This window comes from Georgenia muralis (assembly GCF_003814705.1).
Taxonomy (GTDB): Bacteria; Actinomycetota; Actinomycetes; order Actinomycetales; family Actinomycetaceae; genus Georgenia; species Georgenia muralis.
Genome location: NZ_RKRA01000001.1, coordinates 983926 through 1006777 on the forward strand (window position 1 = coordinate 983926; position 22852 = coordinate 1006777).

The following is a 22852-nucleotide window of genomic DNA, read 5'->3' on the forward strand; positions in this document are numbered from 1 at the left end:
CCTAACCCGCCGCCCGACCACCGAGGGTCCCGTGCGTCACCCGGGTCGTGGTGACGCACGGGACGAGGCCGGGTGCGTCCAGCTGAACCCCCTTTCTCTCGGTCTTCACTCGATGGTGGCGATCGGTGCGCCCTGCCGTACCGCGTCGTCCTCCGCGACCAGGAGGCGGACCGTGCCGGCCGCGGGGGCGGCGACCTCCGCGTCGACCTTGTCCACCTGGACCTCGCCCAGGAGCTGGCCCTCGGTGACCTGCTCGCCGTCGGCGACGTACCACGTCGCCAGGACGCCCTCGGCGTCGGGCCGGGAGGCGTCCAGCGGCGGGAAGGTCACGTTCACCCGAGGGCCCTGCGGACGGCCGCCTCGATCTTGTCCTGGCGCGGCAGCACCGCGTACTCCAGGTCGTGCGCGTACGGGATGGGGACGTCGGGCATCGCCAGGCGCTGGACCGCCTTGAGCATCGTCGGGTCGTGCTCGACGACCGTGGCGACGACCTCCCCGGACAGCCCGTAGGAGAGGTAGTCCTCGTCGACGACGACGAGCCGGCCGGTCTTGCCCACCGAGGTGAGGATGGCCTCGCGGTCGAGCGGGACGAGGGAGCGCAGGTCGAGCACCTCCACCCCGATCCCCTCCCCTGCGAGCTTCTCGGCGACGTCGAGCGCGTGGTGGACCGAGAGGGAGAGCGTCACGACCGTGATGTCCGACCCCTCGTGGACGACGTTCGCCCGGCCGATGGGCACGAGGTGCTCCCCCTCGGGCACGACGTCGATCGAGCGCCGGTTCTTCGCCATCCACGGCAGGCCCATGATCCCCTTGTGGAACATGTAGACGACCGGGCTGTCGTCCCGGATGGCCGAGGTCATCAGACCCTTGGCGTCGGCCGGTGTGGCTGGGACGACGACCTTCATCCCGGGCAGGTGGGCGAAGGTGCCCCACAGGCACTGCGAGTGCTGCCCGCCGTCGGAGTACCCGCCGCCGACCGCCGTCGTCAGCGCCATCGGCACCTTGACGTTCCCGCCGGAGAAGTAGTGGATCTTCGCCATGTGGTTGTAGATCTGGTCCAGCGTCACGCCCATGAAGTCGGCGAACATCAGCTCCACGATCGGGCGCAGGCCCTCGGTCGCGGCTCCGATGCCCAGTCCGACGAACGCCGTCTCGGAGATCGGCGTGTCGATGACGCGGTCCTTGCCGAACCTTTCCAGCAGCCCGGTGGTCGAGGAGAAGATGCCGCCGTAGGCACCGACGTCCTCGCCGAGGTAGATGACGGCGTCGTCCCGGTCCATCTCCAGGGCGATGGCCTCGACCATCGCCTTGGAGGTGCTCAGGCGCCGGTCGGCCCGTGGGGGCGGGACGGGGCTCTCGGTGAGGGTCATCGCGCCGCTCCTTCCGCGAACACGTACGTCATGACGTCGGTGGGGTCAGGGGTCGGGGACGACTTCGCGAAGGCGACCGCGTCCTCGACCCGGGCCGAGGCCGACTCCTTCACCCGGGCGACGACGGCGTCGTCGAGGACGCCCGCCTCCCGCAGCCGCTGCTCGTACCGAGGGATCGGGTCGAGGCCGGCGACGGAGTCGAGCTCGGGGCGGTATCCCTGGGCGTCGCCCTCGAAGTGGCCCCACATGCGCAGGGTCGCGACCTCGATGAGGCTCGGCCCCTCGCCCGCGCGGGCCCGGGCGACCGCCTTGGCGGCCTCGGCGTGGACGGCCTCGACGTCGTTGTCCTCCACCCGCACACCCGGGATGCCATAGCCGGCGGCCCGGTCGGCGTTGGAGGCGACGGCGGTCGAGGCGGTGCGGGCCACGGAGATGCCCCACTCGTTGTCCTCGACGACGAACACGACCGGCAGCCGCCACAGCGCCGCGAGGTTGAGCGACTCGTGGAAGGCGCCCTGGTTGGCGGCGCCCTCGCCGGTGACCGCGACGGCGATCCGGTCGGTGCCGCGCCGACGGAACGCGAAGGCCATCCCCAGCGCAGGGGGGTAGCCCTCGGCGATGATCCCCGAGCAGGAGAAGTGCGTGTCGGGGTCGAACAGGTGCATGTGGCCGCCCCGGCCCCGCCCCAGGCCGGTCTCTCGACCGAAGATCTCTGCGGTCATCTTGCGCAGGTCGACCCCGTGGGCGACGGCGAAGTGGTGCGGCCGGTGCGTGGCGGTGACGGCGTCGTCGGTGGTCAGGTGGGCGCAGACACCCGCAGCGACCGGCTCCTGCCCGGCGGAGAGGTGCATCTCGCCGGGCACGAGGCCCTTGCCGATGTCGAAGCCCGGACCCTTGTCCGCGTGGTACTCCCGGAGGATCGCCTCCTCGAACGTGCGTGAGAGGACCATCGTCTCGTACAGGGAGAGCCGGACCTCGTCGGGCAGGTGGCTGCCGGCGGACCCCGAGTCGGTGGTCTCGGGAACCGGCGCCGCCGCGGAGAGTGATGTCGACATGTGTGCCTCCATTGGCGCGTGTCCCACCACTGTGGGACGCGCCGCACCGGGCGGCAACGGTCGATATTTCAGATGGTGATAGCGCGGCGGGACGCGAGGCGGCGTGGCAGGACACGCGACGACGTCGGCAGGACACGCGACGACGTCGGCGGACACGCGACGACGTCGGCAGACACGCGGCGACGTCGGCGGACGCGCGGCGGCCCGGGAGGCCACCGGACGGCAGGGGCGCCGCGGCCGGGCCTCCCGGGCCCGCTGACGGTCCCGCACCCGGCGCCCGGCGACCGGGCGCATTTCATGGCGACCGGCAGGGGGGGGTTTTCCGGTAGCGACCAGCCACCGGGCCCCGGGTGGGGGACGGCTCCGGATCCCTCCGGCGCCGAACACCCTGAGGAGAACGGTGACCACGGTCCTGATACATCCGTGCCGGAGGAATCGGTCGGCACGTGGAGTACCGAGCGGCCGGCAGCCGCTCGGCCGCTCGGCGTGTATCAGGGGGACCTCCGGTGCGCTCCTCGTCGAGCGGGGCCCTTCCGGGGCCCTGACCAGGGCCCCTACACTGCGGGAGCCGGGGGGCCGTCAGGATGACGAGGAGCGGCGCGTGAGCCAGACCGACGACCAGCAGCGACCCCCCACCGGCCGCGGGCGCCCGCCGGGTGCGGCCCGGGCGGGCGTGCCCCTGCCCACCCCGGCGCGGGTGGTCCGGCACGGCGGGCGGGTGCTCGACCCGCTCACCGCATCTCGCCTGCCCGGCGAGCCGGCCCCCCTGCCGACGGCGTACCGGGCCGACCGTCTCGTCGTCGCCGGCGAGCACGCCGAGGAGGCGCACGCGGCCATCGAGGACGCCGCCCGCCGGCTGAGCCTCGCCGCCGTCGAGGACACGCGCGGCCGCAGCCTCGCGGCACGCCGCGCCGGCCGGGCCCCACGCACCCTGACCCTCGAGCCCGCCGCCGTGCGCGAGCTGGCGACCCAGGTCGTCGCCGCCCCCGACGCCTGGGAGGTGCTCCAGCTCGCCCGGTCCGCGGTGCGCCCCGAGGTCCGGGCCGCCATGGGCCTGGACCACATCCTCATGGGCACCGGTCCCGACATCGGCGGCGCCCCCTTCACCTCCGGGCACGGGGTGGAGGGCGCCCCCTTCACCTCCGGCCACGGCGTCGAGGAGTACGGCCGGGCCGGCTCCGGCGGACGCCAGCCCGTCTCGTGGCTCGGGGCGCGCCCCACCCGCCGGGCCGCGGCGGACCTGCCCGGCCGCCGGCCCGTCGTCGCCGTCGTCGACACCGGGTGCGGCGAGCACCCCTGGCTCACCGACGTCGTGCGCGACCTCGCCCTGCCCGACGGCACCCCGGCGGGCCTGCCCGGACCCACGCCGGAGGAGTCCGGGGACGTGGTGGGCCCGCTCGACGGCGAGCTCGACTCCCACGCCGGCCACGGGACCTTCATCTGCGGGATCCTCCGCCAGCTCTGCCCGGACGCCGACCTCGTGGCCGTCCCGGTGATGGCCGGCGACGGTGTCGTCCTCGAGAGCGACCTGCTCCACGCCCTGGCCGTCATCACCGAGCTGGTCGAGCTGGACCGCGCGGGGACCCCCGGCGGGGTGCCCGTCGACGTCGTCGTGCTCTCCCTCGGCTACCACCACGAGGTCCCCGAGGACGCCGCGTTCGACACCCCCCTGCTCGGGGCGCTGCGCGCGCTGGGCGGGCTCGGCGTCGCCGTCGTCGCGGCGGCGGGGAACGGCGCGACGACCGACCCGCTGTACCCGGCGGCGTTCGCCCCGCACGACGGCGGCCCGGTGCAGCCCGACGGCTGCGTGCCGGTGACGTCGGTGGCGGCGACGAACCCCGACGGCAGCGTCGCGCTCTTCGCCAACGCCGGCGCCTGGGTGAGCTGCTGGCACCCCGGGGCCGCGCTGGTCTCGACGATGCCGGTGACGTTCCAGGGCGGTCGCCAGCCGCGGGTGTCCTACGCCGGGCCGGGCGGGCACCGCCGCGCGACCCTGGACCCCGACGACTTCGGCTCCGGCTTCGCGGTGTGGAGCGGCACCTCCTTCGCCGCACCCGTCATGGCCGGGCTCCTCGCGGCGCGTCTGCTGGACGGGACCTCGACGGGAACGGCCGGCGAGGGCACCGCCGTGGGCCTGTTCGCCGCGGCCGGAACCCCCGGCGCGGCCACGGACAGCGGTTCGACGGGGACCGAGCCCGCCGTGGATCCCGTCGCACGCATGGCGGCGCTGGTGGACGAGCTCGTGGCCGCCTACGCCACGCCCGGACGCAAGGCCGAGGCGGGGTCGTGACCGAGCACACCGCGACCTCGGACGAGCGGACCGCGACGTCCTCGCCCGTCGCCGACGAGGCCCGCACCGCCTTCGCGGAGTGGGTCGGCGGCGACCCCACGGGCCTGGACCGGCTGGTTCGGCTGCTGACGCCGATGCTGTGGAACCTCGCCCGCGCCTACCGGCTGGACGCCGCCACGGCCGAGGACGCCGTCCAGGCCACCTGGATCGCGCTCGTCCGGCACCGCGAGACGGTCCGCGACCCGCAGGCGGTCCTGCGGTGGCTCAGCGTGGCGGTGCGCCGCGAGGCGGCCCGCCTGTCGCGGTCGGCGGCCCGGGCCGCGCCCGTCGAGGACGAGACGCTCGCAGCGGTGCTCGAGCCCGAGCCGGGCATCGAGGAGGAGGTGGTCGCCCGCGACACCGGCGCCCTGCTGTGGCGTCACCTCGCCGCGCTCTCCGAGCGCTGCCAGCGGCTGCTGCGGGTCCTGGCCTTCCAGGACAAGCCTGACTACCGCGCCCTGTCCGTCGAGCTGGGCATGCCCGTGGGCAGCATCGGACCCACCCGCGCCCGGTGCCTGGGCAAGCTGCGGGCCCTGTGCACCGCCGACCCCTCCTGGAGCCCCGCATGACCACCGACCTCCCCGAGCTCCCGCCCGAGGACGCCGACCTGCTCGAGCTGCTCCGCGCGGAGTGGGAGCGCCGCGACCCGCCGGCGCAGGACCTCGCCGACCGGGTGATCCTCGCGCTCGCCCTGACCGACCTCGACGCCGAGCTCGCCCGGCTCGAGGCGGAGGTCGACCTGCCGGTCGGGGCGCGGGCGGCCGAGCCGACCCGCAGCCTCACCTTCACCAGCGAGCACGCCAGCGTCATGGTGACCCTCACGCCCCGCACGGCGGGCCGGTTCCGTCTGGACGGCTGGGTGGCGCCGGCGTTCGCGGGGCAGGTGGAGCTGCGCCGCGCCGGCGACGGCGACGACCGCGCCGCGGTGGACGACGACGGCCGGTTCGTCCTGGACGACGTCGCCGCCGGGCTCGTCCAGCTCGTCTACGTCCCCGCGCCGGGCGGCGACCTCGTGCGCCCGGTGGCCGCGCCGCCCGTGCAGCTGTAGCCCCGGCAACCCGGCCCGGGACGCCCCCCGGCTGTGCCACAGTGGGCGGGTGCCCGCCGACCCGGCCCTGCTGTGGGAGCGCGCCGTCACCGCGAGCGAGCGCGGGCGCCCGGTGGCGGCCGTCCGGCTCCTCGAGCGTGCACTGACCCAGGACCCCTCGCCCGACCTGCGGGTCCGCATCCTCATCAGTCTCGCGCACGCCCGCGCGGAGTCCGCCGGGGTCGGCGAGGGCCTCACCGAGCTCGACCGGGCCGCGCCGGGACCGAGCTCCGGGGCGTCCGCCCTCGTGCTCGGGCTCTGGTACGGCCAGCGCGGGCTCCTCCTGCTGCGGGCGGGACGCCTCGCGGAGGCGGCGGTGGACCTCGACCACGCCGCCGAGCTCATCGGCCCCGGCAGCCCGGTCGACCTCGCCCGCGTCCTGCTCAACCGGGGCGTCCTGGCCATGGGCGCGGCCGACCTCGAGCGGGCCGAGGCCGACTTCGGCCGCTGCCTGGCCGTCGCAGAGGGCGCCGGGCTCCACGTGCACGCCGCCAAGGCCGGCGCCAACCTCGCCTACCTCGCGCACCTGCGCGGCGACGTCCCACGGGCGCTGCGGCTCCTCGACGACGCCACCCCGGCGCTGGCCGCCGAGTCGCCCGTGCTCGGTGCGGTCGCCGCCCTCGACCGTGCGCGGGCCCTCGCCGCCGCCGGCCTGCTCACCGAGTCGGCGGCGGCGCTCGACGCGGCGATCCCCGTCCTGGGCCGGGCCCGGCTCGTCCAGGACCAGGCCGAGGCCGAGCTCACCGCCGCCGAGGTCGCCCGGCTGCACGACGACGTCCGCCGTGCGCGCCGGCTCGCCGCCCGCGCGCAGGCCAGGTTCGCCCGGCGCGGCGCCAGCGGCTGGGCGGCGGTCGCGGGCCTGGAGGTGCTGCGCGCCGACCTCGCCGCACTCCCGGGACGCCGGGCGGTCGCGCGCGCGGAGCGGGCCGCCGACGGCGCCGCAGCCCTGGAGCGCCGGCTCGCCGACCTCGGGCTCACCGAGGAGGGACGGACCGCCCGCCTGCTGCGCGTCCAGGCCCTGCTCGCCGCCGGGCGCACCGCGGAGGCGACGAGCGCCGCCGGCGGCTGGGCCGCCGTCACCGACCGGTCCCGCCTCGCCACGAGGATGCTGGCCCACGAGACCCGGGCGAACCTCGCCGCCGCCACGGGCCGGTCCGCCGTCGCCCAGCGGCTCCGGGCCGCCGGCCTGCGCGACCTCGCCACCTTCCAGTCACGTCTGGGCAGCCTCGACCTGGCCACCGCCGCCACCGCCGTCGGTGCGGACCTGGCCCGCGCGGGGCTCGCGGAGGCGCTGCGCAGCGGGCGCACCACGGCGGTCCTTGCGTGGTCGGAACGGGTGCGGGCCACGTCCTCCCGGCTGCCCCCGGTCCGCGGGTCGGCCGACCCCGCGGTCGTCGCGGCCCTCGCGCGGCTGCGCATCCTGCGCGAGACCGAGCGGTCCGAGCGCCTCGCGGGCGCGCCTCACGACCCCCGCCGCGCCGCGGCCATCCGCGACCTCCAGCAGGAGGTCACCCGGCTCACCTGGCACCACCGGGCCCCCGACCGGGCGGTCCGCGCCACCTCGCTCGAGGACGTCCGCGCCGTGCTGGCCGACGCCACGCTCGTCTCGCTGGTGATCACCGACGGCGTCGTCCGCGCGCTGACCGTGACCGGCTCCCGGGCCCGGCTGGTCCCCGTCGCCGCGGCGTCCGACGTGCGCGAGACGGTGCTCCGGGTGCGCGCGGACCTGGACGTGCTCGCCGGCCGCCTGCCCGCCCGGATGCGGGGGACCGTGCTGTCCTCGTTGCGCCGGGGCCTGGGCTCGCTCGACGCCCTCACGGCGGGCGCCGCGGGCGGTGACGGCCCGGTCGTCGTCGTCCCGGCGGGCCTGAGCGCCCAGGTGCCGTGGCCGATGCTGCCGTCCCTCACGGGCCGGGCGGTGAGCGTGGTGCCGTCGGCCACCTGGTGGGTCGACCGGGTCACCGGCCCCGGTGCGACCGTCGGGGCCGGCACCGGGGTGGGGGGCACCGCCGGGGTCCGGGGCACCGCGGCCGGCGACCGGGTCCAGGGCGCCGAGGTGTTCGTCGCCGGGCCCGACGTGCCGCGGGGTGCGGCGGAGGTGACGGCGAGCGCCGGGCCGGGTGCCACGGTGCTCACCGGCTCAGCGGCGACGACCCGGCAGGTGCTCGCCGCGATGGAGGGCGCGGCCGTGCTCCACGTCGCCGCCCACGGCAGCCACGAGGCGGACAACCCCCTCTTCTCCTCCCTCGTCCTCACCGACGGCGCCCTGTTCGGTCACGACCTGGAGTCGGTCGCCGCGCTCCCGCGCCACGTGGTCCTCTCCGCGTGCGAGACGGGACTGGCCAGCATCCGCACCGGCGACGAGGCGCTGGGGATGACCGCCGCGTTCCTCCACGGCGGCGCCCGGACGGTGGTGGGGTCGGTGGGACGGGTCGGCGACGAGGTGGCCGAGCAGGTCGCCGTCGCCCACCACCGCGGTGTGCGCTCCGGGCTCCCGCCTGCGGCCGCCCTGGCCGCCGCGTTGGGAGAGGCCGACGACGTCGCCCCGCTCGTGTGCTTCGGCGCGGGCTGGTGACCTGGCCTCGCGCGGCTGCAGAGCCCCTCAGGGGCGTCCGGCCATGGCGATGAGCCGGGCTGCCCGGCGCAGCTCGTGGCGGTGGCCGAGCACGCTGCCGGCGCGCGCGGCCGGGACGGAGACCGCGACCGCCGCGGAGATCCCCGGCGCCGGCACAGGTGCGGCCAGGCACACCGTCCCGAGGGAGTACTCCTCCCGGTCGACCGCCAGGTCGGTGGTGGCGGCGAGCTGGTGCATGAGGACCTTCCGGCTCGTCACGGTGCGCGGGGTCAGGTCGGCGAGCGGGTGGCTCTCGACGTAGTCGCGGCGCTCGTCCTCCGGGAGCGTCGCGAGCACCGCCTTGCCCAGGGCCGTCGCGTGGGCGGCGTCGTGGAAGCCCACCCACAGGTCGGTGCGCGGCGCGGCCGGAGAGTCCACGATGTCGACGAGACGGATCTCGCCGTCGTCGAGGACGGAGAGGTAGGCCGCGGCCCCGAGCTCGACGTGGAGCTGCTGGAGGATCTGGTGGGTGCGCTGGGGCGGGACGGGCGTGTGGCGCGCGCCGGCGAGCGCGTCCACGTGGTCACCGAGCACGTAGCCCTCGTCGGTGCGCAGCAGGTACCCCTCGTGGACGAGCGTGCGCAGGAGGTGGTACGCCGTGGCCACCGGCAGCCCGGTGGCGTGGGCGAGACGCTTCGCGGGCACGGGGCCGTCGGCTGCCGCCACCGCGTCGAGGAGGCTCAGTGCGCGCACCACCGAGTTGATGAGCGTCGGCTGCGGTGCCATGGGGCCTCCCGCGGCCAGGGTAGGCGCCCTGCTCCGGCGTGGGTAGAGCAGGGCGGCCCGGCCCCGTCAGGCGACCGCCGGTCGCTTGGACCGGGCCGCCGGCCGCCTGGCCGTGGCCGCGTCCCAGGCGTTCGTCAGGGCCTCGTACTGGGCCTCGCTCAAGGACTCGGGGAACGCCGTGGCCATCACCTTCCAGCGGAAGGCCATGCGCACGTCCGGAGGCAGGTCGTGCCGTGCCGAGCGTGCGGCGTCGTCGGCGGCCGCCATCTCCGCCCCGTGGCCGCCGGTGACGAGGATGCGCCGGCCGGAGTCGAACGCCTTGACGTAGCTGGCGCCGAGGCGGTGACGGCTCGTGGTCTGGGCGGTGCGGATGGTCTCGATCTGCTCCTCGGTGAGCTCGTCGAGCTGGGTGATCAGCTTGTGCAGGGTGCGGTCGAAGGTCATGTCGTGCTCCTGTTCCGCTCGTGGCGGCGGGTGGACTGCGGTGCGGCGTCGTTGCCGGGCCGGGTGGAGTGGCGCAGGGGGCGTCTTCCACCTGCGATGTCATCGGGGTCAGGGACGACGACGGGGGTCACCGTCGGTGGCGACCCCGGCTTGCTGTCGGAGTGATCACTCGCCGGGCGGCCGATGCGCTCGGCTCGCCCTTCTGCGAGTGCTGCCCGGCGGCGCACCGGCGCAGCCGGTGTGGGCGCCCGTCGTACGAACGTCGGCGTTCGAGACCGTGGTGGACGACATCGACCCTCCCTCCGGCGCGCGACAGCGAGACCCGTTGTCTGTGACCCCATGGTAGGAGCGTCCGACGGCGGTCCACAAGGGCTGTGGCCCTCCCCTGTCCGGGGGACGCTGGACGTGTGTCCGCCGTCCAGGGCCGGCCGGGTTACCGCCGTCCGGCGGAGTGCGGGCCTGGGCTGTCCGCGTCGGGCTGGTGGTGGCCGTCCGCGCCGTGCGTGCCGTGCACCTGGGCGTCGTCGACGCCTGCGTCGCCGCGACGCACGGCCGCGACCGCGAGCAGCACGGCCGGGACGAGCAGGAGAGCCGCGGCGAGGTTGACACCGCGGAAGCCGTCCAGGGCCAGGATGGGACCGGCGAGCGCGGCGGCCCCGGCGCCGGCGTAGTTCATGAGGGCGTCGGTCGCGCCCTGGAGCGGCACCCGGACGTCGCCCGAGTCCACCCCCGCCATCATGGCGGAGGAGGCGATGAGGCTGGCGGACCAGCCCAGCCCCAGCAGCACCAGGGCGGTCATCGTCACCGCGAAGGAGCCGCTGCGCGCGGCGACGAGCCCGAGGGCGATCGCAGCAGCCAGCACGGTGATGCCCAGGACGGCCACGCGCAGGGCACCGAGCCGGTCCGCGAGCCAGCCGAAGACGGGGCTGAGGGCGTACATCCCGAGCACGTGGGCGCTGATGACGATCCCGACGAGCTCGAGCCCCATGCCGCCGTGGGTCATGTGCAACGGGGTCATGGCCATCACCATGACCATCGTCGCGTGGGCGACGGCGATGAGGACGACGGCGAACCGGGCCACCGGGTGGCCACCGGCCCAGCGCAGGGACGCCGCCGCGCTGACCGGGCGTGCGGGACGGGCAGCGGCCGCGGCGACCGGGGCCCCCGAGGGCGTGGTGGGTCCGACCGCCTCCGCCGTCAGGCCCGCACGACCGGGCCGGTAGAACAGCGCCAGCACGGTCCCGGCGAGGGCGAAGGCCACCACCGAGAACAGGTACGGGCCGGCGAGGCCGGGCAGCCCGGCCGAGGTGCCCAGGCGCTCGCCCACCGGGGTGAGGTTCGGCCCGGCCACCGACCCGACGGTCGTCGCCCAGATGACCACGGACATCGTGCGCCCGCGCGAGGCCGGCTCGGCGAGGTCCGAGGCGGCGTAGCGGGTCTGGAGGTTGGTCGCCTGGGCGACCCCGAAGAGGCCCAGACCGACGAGCAGGACGACCAGGGAGTCCAGGACGGCGCCGCTGATGATGACGACGCCACCGAGCGTGGCCAGGGTGTACCCCACCGTCAGCGCCCAGCGCCGGCCCAGCCGCACCGCGGCGGTGGCGAGCGGGACGGCCGCGACGGCGGCACCGAGGACGCTCATCGCCTGTCCGAGCCCCGCGACCGCGGTCCCGCCGACCCGCTGGGCGAGGATGGCGCCGACCGCGATGCCGGAGGCGACCCCGATGCCGCCCAGGACGTTGCTGACGACGAGGACGCCGATCGGCCGGCGGGCCCCGCCGGCGGTCGTGGGGCTGCTCTCGTCCCGGGCACGGGTCGCGTGTGGCGGGGTCGTCACGCCCGGCACTCCTTCGTCTCGCACGTCGGGACAACGGCGCACCGGCCGCCGGCATTCCGTCGCGCCGTCGACCCGGCCCGGGGGCGGCTCATCGCAGGAGGTCCGGCACGGCCTGGGTCGCCGTCGCGACCGCGACGACGGCGAGCAGCACCGCGAAGGCGGTGGTCAGGCGGTGCGGCGCGGTCCGCGCAGAGAGCCTCGACCCGGCGAAGCCGCCCGCCATCGACGCCGCGGCGAAGGCGACGACGGTCGCCCAGTCCACCGTCGGCAGGCTCTCGGTCCGACCGGCCAGACCGGTGAGCGAGTTGACGACGATGACCAGCAGCGAGGTGCCGACGGCGTGGCGCATGGGCAGCCCGAGCGCGAGGACGAGGGCCGGCACGACCGCGAACCCGCCACCGACGCCGAAGAAGCCGGTGAGCAGGCCCACCAGGCTCGCGGCCGCGACGACGACACCCGCGCGCCGCAGCCGGGTGCGACGCCGCGGGTCGAGCAGCTCGGCGTGCCGGGAGACGTCGGGCCCCGGTGCGAGGTCCGGCTCCGCGTCGTCGCCCCTCGCCGTCCCCTCGGGCGCGGCGTCGAGCGCTGCCGGTCCGGCGGGCGGCGCGGGCTCGCCCGACCTCATGAGCGCCTTGCGGAGCATGAGCACCGCGACGAGCGTGAGCAGCATCGAGAACGCCGTCATGAGCACGGCCGGGTCCGCCCCGGCGGAGAGCCGCGAGCCGAGGAACGCCCACACCGCGCCGAGCAGGCCGAAGGTCAGGCCGGGCGCCCAGCGGACGTTGCCGGCGCGGGCGTGCGAGACGAGGGCGACGGCGGAGGTGGCCCCCACGATGACCATCGACGCGGTCGCCGCCTCGTAGGGGACGGTCCCGAGGAGGTAGACGAGGATCGGGACGGTGAGGATCCCGCCGCCGCCGCCGAGCGCGCCGACGACGACGCCGACGCCCAGGCCGATCGCCGCCGGGAGGAGGACCTCGGTCACGACCGGGGCCGACCGGTCAGGACCAGGACCCGAGCCGGGGCGTCGGCGGTCACTCCTGGTCCGCGACGTCCCCGGTGGAGGCGACGTCGTCCTGCGTGGAGGTCGTGACGTCGGGAACGGCCGTGGAGGTCGTGACGTCGGGAACGGCGTCGACGGCGGTCTCGGACTCGTCCTCGCCGGCGATGACGGCCCCCACGTTCGCGGTCGCGACGACCTCGAGGTCCATCTCGTCACGGACGGGGCGCGACGGCTGCCACAGGGGTTGCGCCTCGGGCGCGTGGGTCTCGGAGTGCGCGCCGCAGCCGTGGTCGACCGAGACCACCCGGCCGTCGTCGGGCGCCCACTCGTTGCCGCACACACCGAAGACGGTGCGGGGCGAGCCCGCCATCTTCATGAAGAAGCCGCAGGTGGAGCACTGCGCGGTCGCGGCCTTGGCGACCGGTGCCTGCGGCCCGTGGTCGCCCTCGTACCACCGGGTCATCGCCTGGGCGCGTCCCTCGCGGGAGAGCACGCGGGCCCGGCCGAGCCCGAGCTCGTAGATGGCGAGCTCGTCGGCGTCCTCGCCGGTCGCCTCGTACCCCTGCTCGAGGCGCTCGTCGTCGCCGTCGTAGGGCAGGACGTCCCCGGGGCCGACGTCGCCCGGGCGGAGGCGCTCGGACCACGGCAGCCACTCCGGCGCCAGCAGGGCGCCGTCGCCGGGCAGGAGCTCGACCTCGCACACCGTGGCGACGCGTCCGCGCGGCGGGCGCGCGACCGTCACCGCCCAGTGCCAGCCCCGGTAGCCCGGGACGAGGGACTCGAAGCGGTGGGTGACCAGCCGCTCGTCCTCGACGACCGCCCCGCGGTGCTCCCCGACCTGGCCGGGCAGCGCCATCTCCTCGGCCGCCAGGCGGGCGACGTCGACCGCACCCACGAGCACCGCCTCCTTGGCGGCGCGGACGGGGGTGCGGGGGGACGCGGTGGCTGCTGGCACGGTGTCGATTCTATCGGTCGGTTTCTCGGGCAGGTCAGGCGTCGAACTGGTCGGCGACGGCGCGCAGGAGCTGCGCCAGCTTCTGACCGTTCTCCGGGTAGTGACCGCGGTGGAGGCTGTTGGAGGTGCGGTCGAGGGTCTTGATGAGGTCCTCGACGATCGGGACCATGTCCTCGGCGGGCATCCGGTGCGCCTTGGCCACCGACGGCGGGGCCTCGACGACCGTGACGGACAGCGCCTGGGGACCACGGCGGCCGTCGGCGATGCCGAAGTCGACCTTCGTGCCCGGCTTCGGGGTGATCCCCGACGGGAGCGCCGAGGCGTGGAGGAAGACCTCACCGCCGTCGTCGGACGCGATGAAACCGAACCCCTTGTCGACGTCGTACCACTTCACCTTGCCGGTAGGCACGGTTCTTACCTCTTCTGTCGTCACGAACGAAAGCGCCGGCGGTCGCCGGCGCCACCGGTCCAGGGTAGCGGGACGCCGGCCACCTCGGCGCCGCCTTCGCGCGCCGGGGCCACGGCCGCGAATAGGTCCGGCGAACAGGGCGGCGAGCAGGTCCGGCGAACAGGGCGGCGAACAGGGCGGCGAACAGGGCGGCGAGCAGGTCCGGTGAACAGGTCCGGCGGGGCCGGTAGCGCGGCGGCGGACGGTGCGCGAGGCTGGAGGCGACCGCGTCGCCCGGAGGATCTCGATGGCCGAGACACCGCTCACCCGCCAGGCCGCCCTCATGAAGGACCTGGGGATGTGGGTCCACCGCGCCTCGGCGCCGGGATGGGACGAGATCCGGCTCCTCCTCAAGCCCGTCGGTGAGGCCGTCCACGTGCGCATCGAGGAGGTCCGCGGCCGCGGCTCGGTCGTCCGCACCGGCGAGCTGGCGCCGGGATCGCAGGCGTACGCGGACGTCCACGAGCTGCGGGACCTGCTCTACACCCACCCGTCGGGCACCTGGCACACCTTCCTCATCCACCTCCACGCCCGGGCCTGGCCGGTGCCGACCGTGTCGGTGGACGGCGTCGCCGACTACGACGACGAGCCGCCGCACTGGGAGGAGGGTGAGAGCGCCGACCTCTCCGCCGAGGACCTCCTCGAGGACTACACGACCTACCCCCGCACCCGTGAGGCGACGCCGGAGTGGGTGGTGCGCCGGGTCGCGGAGGCCGGGCTGCACCTGCCCTACATCCCGGCGGGCGAGTCCGCCCCCGGCCGGTGGCCGGTGGTCGACGCGGGCTCGCTCGGCGGGGCCGACGGTCCCGGCGCCGCCGCGCCCCGGGCTGTGACGGACACCCGCTCGGGCCACCGCCACGTGCCCCGCCTCGCCGCGCCGCCCGAGCGGCTGACGGTACTCGTCGACCGTGACGGCATCCCCCACGAGGACGGCCGCCGCCCGCAGCAGCACCGTCGGACCGTCCCCGGCAGCGCCTCGGTCCGCGAGATCCTCGACGGCCTCGGCCTGCCCCTGCTCTTCGTCGACGGGCACGGCACCTGGATGGTCGTGCGCGGCACGAGCGGGGCGGACGGCGCGCACACGCTGGGCGTCGTCGTCCAGGAGGGCGGGGGTGCGGTGGTGCACGTGACGACCGACCTCGAGCCCTGGCAGCTGGCCGACGAGGAGGGCGAGCTCGCGCTCTACTACCGCTCGGTGCCGGGACCGCCCGCGGAGGTCGTGGCCGCGGCGGAGCTCGACGAGACCTGGACGCCGACCCGGCCGCGGGGCGCGGTGGCGGACAACCTGCCGGTGCGGCGGGCGCTCGAGCGCTACTCCGCGGCCCCCGGCGCCGACCGCGGCCTCGACGTCCTGCGGCAGGCGCTGGGCGGACAGCTCCTCCTCGACTGCACCGGCACCGTGCTGGGGCCGGACGGCGAGCCCACCAGGGTGGTCGTGAACTTCGTGACGGCACCCGACGGCGAGAAGGCCCTGCCCGCGTTCACCCACCACTCCGAGCTGGTGGCGTTCCGCCGCGACGACGACGGCGCCGCCCGGTCCCTCGTCCAGCCCGCCCACGGGGTGCTGGAGTTCTTCGTGGCCGACGGCGACGCCGCCTGGCTCTACATCAACCCCGCGGGCCCACCGCTGGGCATCCACCGTGACCAGGTCGAGCTCGCCCTGCGGCCCGGGCACAACGCGGCGGTCAAGAACGCCCTCATGGGCTGCGGCCCGACCGGCGTCCCGCTCGGCCCGCACCCGGACCGACCGCCGTCGATGCAGGTGCTCTTCGACGCGCTGCGCACCGAGGGCGGCTTCCTCTTCCTCGGTGAGGGGGCTGCCACCACGGGCACGCTCCTCGCCTTCAGCTCGGCCGTCGAGGTCGCCGCGCACGACCGGTCCCTGCCCTTCCGCCGGACGGAGGTCCACCGGGTGCTGGAGCAGGTGACCTCGGACGGGCTCGACGTCCTGCGCATCAACCCCGGCGGGCCGCAGGCCGAGATCCCGGCGGAGCAGGTCCGCCGCTTCCTGGGGCTCCCGCCGGCCTGAGTCGCCGCACCGCAGCGGACCGGTCGTAGGGTGGGACGGATGTCCAGGACCACCGGCGACGCCGATCCCCGCACGCCCGGGCCGCGCAGCGCCACCACGGAGCAGCTGGCGACGGCGCTCGCTGCCCGCACCGACGCCGAGATCGCCGACCTCCTCGCGGCCCGTCCGGACCTGGCCGCCCCGCCGTCGCTGACCGCGATGGCCGCCCGCGCCGTCTCACGCCCCAGCGTCGAGCGTGCCCTGGCGCTGCTGGACGCCACCGAGCTCGCCGTCGCCGAGGCCGCCGTCGCCCTCGCCCCGGTGCGACGGCCCACCGCCGCGGCGCTGACCCGGGCGACCGGCCTGCCCGCGCAGGCCGCCCACGCCCGGCTCCACGACCTGGCCCTGCTGGTCAAGGACCTCCCGGTCGCCGCGCTGGCCGAGGCGCTCGGCCCCCACCCGGCGGGTCTCGGCCCGGCCCTGGGCGAGCTCGAGGCCCTGCTCGGACCCGCGGCGGCGCCCACGACGCGGGCCGCCCTGCGGACCGCCATGACCGGTGCGCCGGAGAGCGCGGTGCGCACGTTGGAGGCGATGACCTGGGGACCGCCGGTCGGCACCGCCGCCACGCTCCCGGAGGGCGCCGCCTGGCTGGTGGCGCGCGGCGTCCTGCGGGCGCTCTCCCCCACCCAGGTGGTCCTCCCCCGCGAGGTCGCCCTCGCCGCCCGCGGCGGCCTCACCCACCCGGTCCCGCCGGCCGCGCCGGACCTCGGCGACGCCCGGCACGTCCCGCCCCACGTCGTCGCGGCCGAGGGCGCCCGTGCCGCCGAGGAGGTGGTCCGCCTCGTCGTCGCGCTGCTGCAGGCCTGGCAGCACAGCCCCGCCACCGTCCTGCGCGCGGGCGGGGTGGGTGTGCGTGAGGTCCGGCGCACCGCGGCGTCCCTTCAGGTCGGCGAGGGCGACGTCGCCCTGCTCGCCGAGCTGGCGGGGATGGCCGGCCTGCTCACCCAGGACGGCGACGAGCAGGTCGCGTGGGCCCCCGCACGCACGACCGCGGACTTCCTCGAGGACACGGTCACCGAGCGCTGGGCGGCCCTGGCCGCGGCGTGGCTCGGCTCGGCCCGCACGCCGTGGCTCGTGGGCACCCGCTCGGAGCAGGGGACGCTGCGGGCGGTGCTGGAGCCCACGCTGGAGCGCGGCTGGGCGGCCGGGCTGCGCACCCGGGTCCTTGCGGCCCTCGCCTCCCTCCCCGTCGGCACGGCCCCGACGGCCGCCCAGGTCCGGGCGCTCCTCGCGTGGGAGAGGCCGCGCGCCACCGCCCCTGAGCCGACCGTCGCGGCCGTGCTGGCCGAGGCGGAACGGATCGGCCTCACCGGCGCCGGCGCGCTGACCCCTGCCGGGCGGGCGCTCCTCGACGGCGCCCCGGCCGACGACGTCGCCGCCGCCCTGGCGGACGCGCTGCCCGAGGCCGTCGGCGAGCTCCTCGTCCAGGGCGACCTCACCGCCGTCGTCCCGGGCCGCGCCGTGCCCGAGCTGGCCGACCTCCTCGGGCTGTGCGCGGCCGTGGAGTCGCGCGGGTCTGCCCTGACGGTGCGGTTCACGGCGGAGTCGCTCCGCCACGCCCTCGACACCGGCTACGGCGCCGACGAGCTCCTCGCGGGCCTGGCCGCCTACTCACGCACGCCGCTGCCCCAGCCGCTGGAGTACCTCGTGCGCGACACGGCCCGCCGCCACGGGCAGGTCCGCGTCGGGGCTGCCGGGGCGTACCTGCGTGTCGACGACGCCGGGGCCGTGGCCGGCCTGCTGGGCGACCCCGCGCTGAGGGGGCTGCGTCTGCGCACCATCGCCCCGACGGTCCTCGTCTCGCCCGCCCACCCCGGGGACGTCCTCGACGTCCTGCGCGAGGCCGGGCTCGCCCCCGTCCTCGAGGGCAGCGACGGTGCCGTCGTCCTCGACGTCGGCCCCAGGGGGACCCCGGGCGGCGCGCCCCGGCGCGGTGGGCGCGTCGGTCGAGGGTCCCGGCGTACCGCCGGGCTGCCGACGTATCCCGGCGCGGCACCCACGACGTACCTGCGCCGCACGTCCCCGACGGAGCTCGGACCGGTCGTCGCACGCATGCGGGCGGGCGAGGAGCAGGCTCGCCGCGACGCCGCCCGGCACGCCGGCGACGCCCCGCCGGCCACCGACCCGGTCCACGCCCTCGCCGTGCTGCGCGAGGCGGCCCGGGCCGGAACACCGGTGGAGATGGTCGTCGTCGGCGCGCTGGGGAAGCCCGAGCGGCGCCGCGTGCAGCCCGTGAGCGTGGACGGCGGCCGGGTCCGGGCCACGGACCTCGAGCGGGACACCGAGCTGACGGTGGCGGTGCACCGCATCTCCGCCGTCGCGCCCGCGGCCCGCTGAGAAGCGGCCGGGGTCAGCGCGCCTGGAACCGGACGATCCGCTCGACCGCCTCGGCCACGTTCTCGCGCCCGGCCGCGAAGGAGAGCCGGACGAAGCGCGAGCCGTGCACGGCGTCGAAGTCCGTCCCCGGGACCACCGCGACCCCCTCGCGCTCGAGCAGCTCGGCGCACCAGTGCGGGGAGCCCTCGAAGCCGTCGAGGTTCCGCGCGAGGTCCGCGTAGAGATAGAAGGCGCCGTCGGCCGGGGCCACCGGTCCCCAGCCGAGCCGGTCGAGCTCGCCGAGGAGGACGGCGCGGGTGCCGGCGAACCCGGCGACGCGCGCGTCGGCCTCGGCGTAGGCGTCGTCGGTGAACGCACCGAGGCCCGCCACCTGCGCCGGGGCGGGCGGGCACAGCGCGACGTTGCCGGCGAGGGCGTCGAAGGCGGGGGCGAGGTCGGCGGGCATGAGCGCCCAGCCCAGCCGCCACCCGGTCATCCCCCAGTACTTGCTGAAGGAGGAGATGACGATGCCGGTCCGGTCGAGCTCCCAGGCGCTGACCCCACGCGGGTCGGGCGCACCCGCGGGCGGGTACGTGATGCCGTGGTAGATCTCGTCGCTCACCAGCCGCACCCTGTTGGCGCCGGCCCACGACGTCAGGGCCACGAGCTGGTCGCGCCCGATCATCGTGCCCGTGGGGTTGGCCGGGGAGGCGACCACCAGCCCGTCGACGGCGCCCGTGCGCGCGACCACGTCGTCGAGGACCTCGGGGGTGGGCTGGAAGCCGACGTCGGGACCGCAGTCGATCTCGACCACCTCGCAGCCCAGCGCGTGGAGGATGTTGCGGTAGGCGGGGTAGCCCGGGCGCGCGAGGGCGACCCGGTCACCGGCGTCGAAGGCGGCGAGGAACGCCAGGACGAAGGCGCCGGAGGAGCCGGTCGTGATCGCGACCTCCTCGGCTGCGACGTCGAGGCCGTACCAGCGCCGGTAGTGCCCGGCGACCTCCTGGCGCAGGCTCCGCAGCCCGAGCGCGCTGGTGTAGCCCATGTCCGACCGGGCGGTGTGGGCGCGCGCGGCGAGCTGCTCGACGTCGGCGGGGGCCCCGCCGGACGGCTCCCCCGCGCACAGGGAGATGACGTCCCGGCCCGCGGCCCGCAGCTCGGCCACCCGGTCGAGGATGTTCATCACCTCGAACGGCGGGACCGCCGCCCGGCGCGCGACCTTCAGCGTCATGCCCGCTCCCCTCTCGACACGGCCAGGTTCCCACAGGCGGGGCGTGGGCAGGAGGGCCGATCGCTGCCATGATCGGGCCATGGCCGATCGCAACGTCCTGGGCGGGGAGCTGGCCGAGTGCGGGAGCGACCCCGTGACGGGCTACTACCGCACGGGCGGGTGCATGGCCACGCCCGAGGACCTGGGCAACCACAGCGTCTGCACGGTCATGACCGAGGAGTTCCTGCGTCACCAGCAGGAGGTCGGCAACGACCTCCTCACCGCCCGGCCCGAGTGGATGTTCCCCGGGCTGCGGCCCGGGGACCGCTGGTGCGTCGTGGCGCTGCGCTGGTGGCAGTCCTACGAGGCCGGCGTCGCCGCGCCGGTCGTCCTGGCCGCCACCCACGAGCGCGCCCTGGAGGTGGTGCCGCTGGAGATCCTGCGACAGTTCGCCGTCGACGTGCCCGACGACGCCTCCTCCATCGCGTGAACCGTGGACTGCCTCTTCTGCCGCATCGCCGCGGGGACCGAGCCGGCCCACGTGGTGCTCGAGACCGGTGACGTCGTGGGGTTCCTCGACACCCGACCGGTCTTCAAGGGCCACACCCTCGTGGTGCCGCGCCGTCACGTCGTGACGCTGCCCGAGCTGCCCGACGACCTCCTTGCCCCGTTCCTGGACGCCACCCGCCGCGTGGCCGCCGCGATGACCTCCGGGCTCGGCGCCCAGGGTTCCTTCGTCGCGATGAACAACGTGGTGAGCCAGAGCGTGGCGCACCTGCACGCCCACGTCGTCCCGCGCACCAAGGGTGACGGGCTGCGCGGCTTCTTCTGGCCGCGCAGCCGCTACGACGACGACGAGGCCCGGGAGTACGCCGACCGGCTCCGCCGGGTCCTCGGCCGGGCCGGCACGGCCCCGCCGCAGGTCGGGGACGAATCCTTGACACCCTGAACGCCCCCTGGTGAGGATCGGTCGTCCGAGGGCCGGGTATCGGACGAACCCGGACAGATCGGCACCGTCGCCGGCTCCTCGGACCGTGCGCACCGCCGCGCACCCGAGTAGATGGAGGACGTGATGACCGAGACCATCCCCACCCGGCGGCTCCTGCCGCTACTGCCCGCCCACACCGGTGGCCGTTCGGCGCTGACCTGCCGTTACCGCTGCGGCAACGCCTGCCTGCACGAGCCCACCAACCCCTCGGACAACGCGTACTTCGGCGACGTCGTCACCCGCGCGCTCTCGAGGCGCAGCGTCCTGCGCGCGGGCGCCGTCGTCGCCCTGGCCGGCCTCGCCGCCCCGGCTCTGGACCGTCAGAGCGCCCTCGCGGCCCCCGGACGGGCGGGCGCACCGCCCGCGCCGGGCCTGCGGTACACCCCGGTCGCGCCGAACACGGCCGACGCGGTGCACACGCCGGGCGGGTACCTCCAGCAGGTCGTCATCCGGTGGGGCGACCCGCTGTTCCCCGACGCCCCCGCCTTCGACCCGATGAACCAGACGGGGGCCGCCCAGGCGCGCCAGTTCGGCTACAACAACGACTTCCTCGGCCTGCTCCCGCTCGGCGGCGACGACCACCTCCTGTGCGTCAACCACGAGTACACGACCGAGGAGATGATGCTCCCGGGCTGGGACTCCGCCGCCCCCACCGAGGAGCAGGTGAAGGTCGGCTGGGCCGCCCACGGGCTGAGCGTCGTCGTCGTCACGGGAAAGCACCAGGGCAAGCGGTCCGGCGCTCTCGACGTCGTCGTCGGCCACCCGCTCAACCGCCGCTTCGTGACGTCACCGGACCTCACGGGTGACGAGGGGACCTCCTCGGAGTTCGAGCTGAGCGGGCCGGTGGCCGGCTCGGAGCTGGTCCGCACCGGCGCCGACCCGGCGGGGACGACGGTGCACGGCACCCTCAACAACTGCGCCGGCGGCCTGACGCCATGGGGCACGTGGCTCAGCGGCGAGGAGAACTTCGACCAGTACTTCGCCAACCGCTCCGCCGTCACCGAGCCCCTGGCCGCCGCGAGCCTGGCCCGGTTCGGCGTCCCGTCCGGCGCGTCGGAGCGGAAGTGGGAGCGGTACGACCCCCGGTTCGACCTCGCACAGGAGCCGCACGAGCCGAACCGCTTCGGCTGGATCGTCGAGGTCGACCCCTACGACGCGACGTCGACCCCTCGCAAGCGCACCGCCATGGGCCGGTTCAAGCACGAGGGCGCCAACGTCGCCCTCGACCGCGGCAACCGGGTGGTGGCCTACATGGGCGACGACGCCCGGTTCGAGTACATCTACAAGTTCGTCTCCCGGGACGCCTACCGGGCCGGCGACGACGCGCACAACGCCACCCTGCTCGACAACGGCACCCTGTACGTCGCCCGGTTCCAGGGCGACTCTCCCGGCGAGATCGACGGCAAGGGCACGCTGCCCACGGACGGTGAGTTCGACGGGACGGGCGAGTGGGTCGCCCTCGTCACGAGCTCCGACGGCGTGGCCACCTCGCACGTGCCCGGCCTGACCGGCGTCGAGGCCCTGGTCTACGCCCGCGAGGCCGCGGACCTGGCCGGGGCCACCAAGATGGACCGCCCGGAGGACGTCGACGTCAGCCCGAAGACCGGGGTGATGTACGCGGCACTCACCAACAACACCGCCCGCACCTTTGCGCAGGTGGACGAGCCCAACCCGCGGGCGTTCAACAAGTTCGGTCAGGTCCTCGAGCTCGCGCACGTGAACGGCGACGCGACGGGCTCGGCGTTCGTGTGGCGGCTCCTCCTCGTCTGCGGCGATCCCGAGGACCCGAGCACATACTTCGGCGGCTACGACAAGAGCGAGGTCTCGCCGATCTCCTGCCCGGACAACCTGGCCTTCGACAAGTACGGGAACCTGTGGGTGTCGACCGACGGTGCGGGCAGCAGCATCGGGTTCAACGACGCCCTGCACGGCGTCGCGGTCGACGGCACCCGCCGGGGCGAGGTGCGCACCTTCCTCACGGTGCCACTCGGGGCCGAGACATGCGGGCCGATCGTCACCGACGAGCGCGTGATGGTCGCGGTGCAACATCCGGGTGAGGCCGACGGTGCCTCGTTCGAGAACCGGGTCTCGCACTGGCCGGACGGTGGGAACTCCCTCCCGCGGCCCTCCGTGGTGACGGTCTGGCGTGCGGACGGGAAGAAGATCGGCCACGCCTGACGCGGCGTTCTGCCGCGACGCTCACTGGCCGGGCTCGGGGTCCCACGGTTTCGGGTCCCCGGGCCGGCCGGCGACGTCCCTGCGTCTCGCGCTCCGGCTCTCGTGTCGGATGCCTGGGCTCGGCCGGCGACGCCCCGGCGTCTCGCACCCGCCTCTCGTGTCCCGCGGCACCAGCCTCGGCCTCCCGCGTCGCGGCGCCGAGCCTGTCGCGTCTCTCGCGCACC

19 protein-coding genes are annotated in these 22852 nt (G+C 75.9%); 9 read left to right on the forward strand and 10 right to left on the reverse strand.

From position 1 onward, the window contains the following. Nucleotides 1-105 precede the first annotated feature (105 nt). Genes EDD32_RS04250 through EDD32_RS04260 form a run of 3 tightly spaced genes read right to left on the reverse strand, consistent with a single transcriptional unit; the run spans nucleotide 106 to nucleotide 2356 of the window. Nucleotides 106-336, reverse strand: coding sequence for a biotin/lipoyl-containing protein (locus tag EDD32_RS04250; RefSeq protein ID WP_123914958.1), 231 nt, complete (start codon nucleotides 334-336; stop codon nucleotides 106-108). Further along, nucleotides 333-1370 (reverse strand): alpha-ketoacid dehydrogenase subunit beta, encoded by a 1038-nt coding sequence (locus EDD32_RS04255; protein WP_123914961.1) that lies wholly within the window; start codon nucleotides 1368-1370, stop codon nucleotides 333-335. Before EDD32_RS04255 ends, EDD32_RS04250 begins: the two co-directional genes overlap by 4 nt. Continuing rightward, complete coding sequence (locus tag EDD32_RS04260; protein ID WP_170175368.1) at nucleotides 1367-2356, reverse strand: thiamine pyrophosphate-dependent dehydrogenase E1 component subunit alpha; 990 nt, start codon at nucleotides 2354-2356, stop codon at nucleotides 1367-1369. The genes EDD32_RS04255 and EDD32_RS04260 overlap by 4 nt, the downstream gene beginning before the upstream one ends. Before the next feature lie 670 nt (nucleotides 2357-3026). Here EDD32_RS04260 and EDD32_RS04265 point away from each other — a divergent pair. From EDD32_RS04265 to EDD32_RS04280, 4 genes are read left to right on the forward strand one after another with little or no spacing between them, the layout of a single operon-like run. Further along, nucleotides 3027-4715, forward strand: coding sequence for a S8 family serine peptidase (locus tag EDD32_RS04265; RefSeq protein WP_123914967.1), 1689 nt, complete (start codon nucleotides 3027-3029; stop codon nucleotides 4713-4715). Beyond that, nucleotides 4712-5323, forward strand: a complete 612-nt coding sequence (locus tag EDD32_RS04270; protein WP_123914970.1) for an RNA polymerase sigma factor — start codon at nucleotides 4712-4714, stop codon at nucleotides 5321-5323. Before EDD32_RS04265 ends, EDD32_RS04270 begins: the two co-directional genes overlap by 4 nt. Then, the gene (locus tag EDD32_RS04275) at nucleotides 5320-5802 is read left to right on the forward strand and encodes a carboxypeptidase regulatory-like domain-containing protein (protein ID WP_123914973.1); all 483 of its coding nucleotides are present in this window, start codon (nucleotides 5320-5322) and stop codon (nucleotides 5800-5802) included. The genes EDD32_RS04270 and EDD32_RS04275 overlap by 4 nt, the downstream gene beginning before the upstream one ends. 49 nt (nucleotides 5803-5851) lie before the next feature. Then, nucleotides 5852-8416, forward strand: a complete 2565-nt coding sequence (locus EDD32_RS04280) for a CHAT domain-containing protein (protein ID WP_123914976.1) — start codon at nucleotides 5852-5854, stop codon at nucleotides 8414-8416. A 27-nt stretch (nucleotides 8417-8443) separates the two neighbouring features. Here EDD32_RS04280 and EDD32_RS04285 read toward each other — a convergent pair whose 3' ends face one another. The 6 genes from EDD32_RS04285 to EDD32_RS04310 form a co-directional block, all read right to left on the reverse strand. Further along, nucleotides 8444-9181 carry an IclR family transcriptional regulator gene (locus EDD32_RS04285; protein ID WP_123914979.1) on the reverse strand — a complete coding sequence of 246 codons (738 nt, stop codon included), beginning with the start codon at nucleotides 9179-9181 and terminating at the stop codon, nucleotides 8444-8446. 66 nt (nucleotides 9182-9247) lie between these two features. After that, complete coding sequence (locus EDD32_RS04290) at nucleotides 9248-9625, reverse strand: hypothetical protein (protein ID WP_123914982.1); 378 nt, start codon at nucleotides 9623-9625, stop codon at nucleotides 9248-9250. Nucleotides 9626-10058: 433 nt separating this feature from the next. Further along, nucleotides 10059-11462: an MFS transporter gene (locus tag EDD32_RS04295; protein WP_211338720.1), complete on the reverse strand. Its 1404-nt coding sequence runs from the start codon at nucleotides 11460-11462 to the stop codon at nucleotides 10059-10061. Between the two features lie 88 nt (nucleotides 11463-11550). After that, on the reverse strand, nucleotides 11551-12447 hold the full coding sequence (locus EDD32_RS04300) for a sulfite exporter TauE/SafE family protein (RefSeq protein ID WP_123914986.1): 897 nt from the start codon (nucleotides 12445-12447) through the stop codon (nucleotides 11551-11553). Between the two features lie 49 nt (nucleotides 12448-12496). Continuing rightward, the gene (locus EDD32_RS04305) at nucleotides 12497-13420 is read right to left on the reverse strand and encodes a DUF3027 domain-containing protein (RefSeq protein ID WP_246005968.1); all 924 of its coding nucleotides are present in this window, start codon (nucleotides 13418-13420) and stop codon (nucleotides 12497-12499) included. A 34-nt stretch (nucleotides 13421-13454) separates the two neighbouring features. Beyond that, nucleotides 13455-13829, reverse strand: a complete 375-nt coding sequence (locus tag EDD32_RS04310) for a cold-shock protein (protein ID WP_123914989.1) — start codon at nucleotides 13827-13829, stop codon at nucleotides 13455-13457. 286 nt (nucleotides 13830-14115) lie between these two features. Between EDD32_RS04310 and EDD32_RS04315 the strand changes: the two genes are divergently transcribed. Both EDD32_RS04315 and EDD32_RS04320 read left to right on the forward strand, forming a co-directional pair. Further along, nucleotides 14116-15897: an SseB family protein gene (locus tag EDD32_RS04315; protein WP_123914992.1), complete on the forward strand. Its 1782-nt coding sequence runs from the start codon at nucleotides 14116-14118 to the stop codon at nucleotides 15895-15897. Nucleotides 15898-15936: 39 nt separating this feature from the next. Next, nucleotides 15937-18273 carry a helicase-associated domain-containing protein gene (locus EDD32_RS04320; protein ID WP_123914995.1) on the forward strand — a complete coding sequence of 779 codons (2337 nt, stop codon included), beginning with the start codon at nucleotides 15937-15939 and terminating at the stop codon, nucleotides 18271-18273. Between the two features lie 13 nt (nucleotides 18274-18286). Here the strand turns inward: EDD32_RS04320 and EDD32_RS04325 are convergent, their stop codons facing one another. After that, nucleotides 18287-19483, reverse strand: coding sequence for an aminotransferase class I/II-fold pyridoxal phosphate-dependent enzyme (locus EDD32_RS04325; RefSeq protein ID WP_123914997.1), 1197 nt, complete (start codon nucleotides 19481-19483; stop codon nucleotides 18287-18289). Nucleotides 19484-19562: 79 nt separating this feature from the next. Here EDD32_RS04325 and EDD32_RS04330 point away from each other — a divergent pair, with 79 nt between their 5' ends. The 3 genes from EDD32_RS04330 to EDD32_RS04340 all read left to right on the forward strand — a co-directional run bounded on the left by EDD32_RS04330 (nucleotide 19563) and on the right by EDD32_RS04340 (nucleotide 22628). Continuing rightward, on the forward strand, nucleotides 19563-19952 hold the full coding sequence (locus EDD32_RS04330) for a DUF2237 family protein (RefSeq protein ID WP_123915000.1): 390 nt from the start codon (nucleotides 19563-19565) through the stop codon (nucleotides 19950-19952). Between the two features lie 3 nt (nucleotides 19953-19955). Beyond that, on the forward strand, nucleotides 19956-20411 hold the full coding sequence (locus tag EDD32_RS04335; RefSeq protein WP_123915003.1) for an HIT family protein: 456 nt from the start codon (nucleotides 19956-19958) through the stop codon (nucleotides 20409-20411). Nucleotides 20412-20534: 123 nt separating this feature from the next. After that, on the forward strand, nucleotides 20535-22628 hold the full coding sequence (locus EDD32_RS04340; protein WP_123915006.1) for a PhoX family protein: 2094 nt from the start codon (nucleotides 20535-20537) through the stop codon (nucleotides 22626-22628). Nucleotides 22629-22852: the final 224 nt, after the last annotated feature.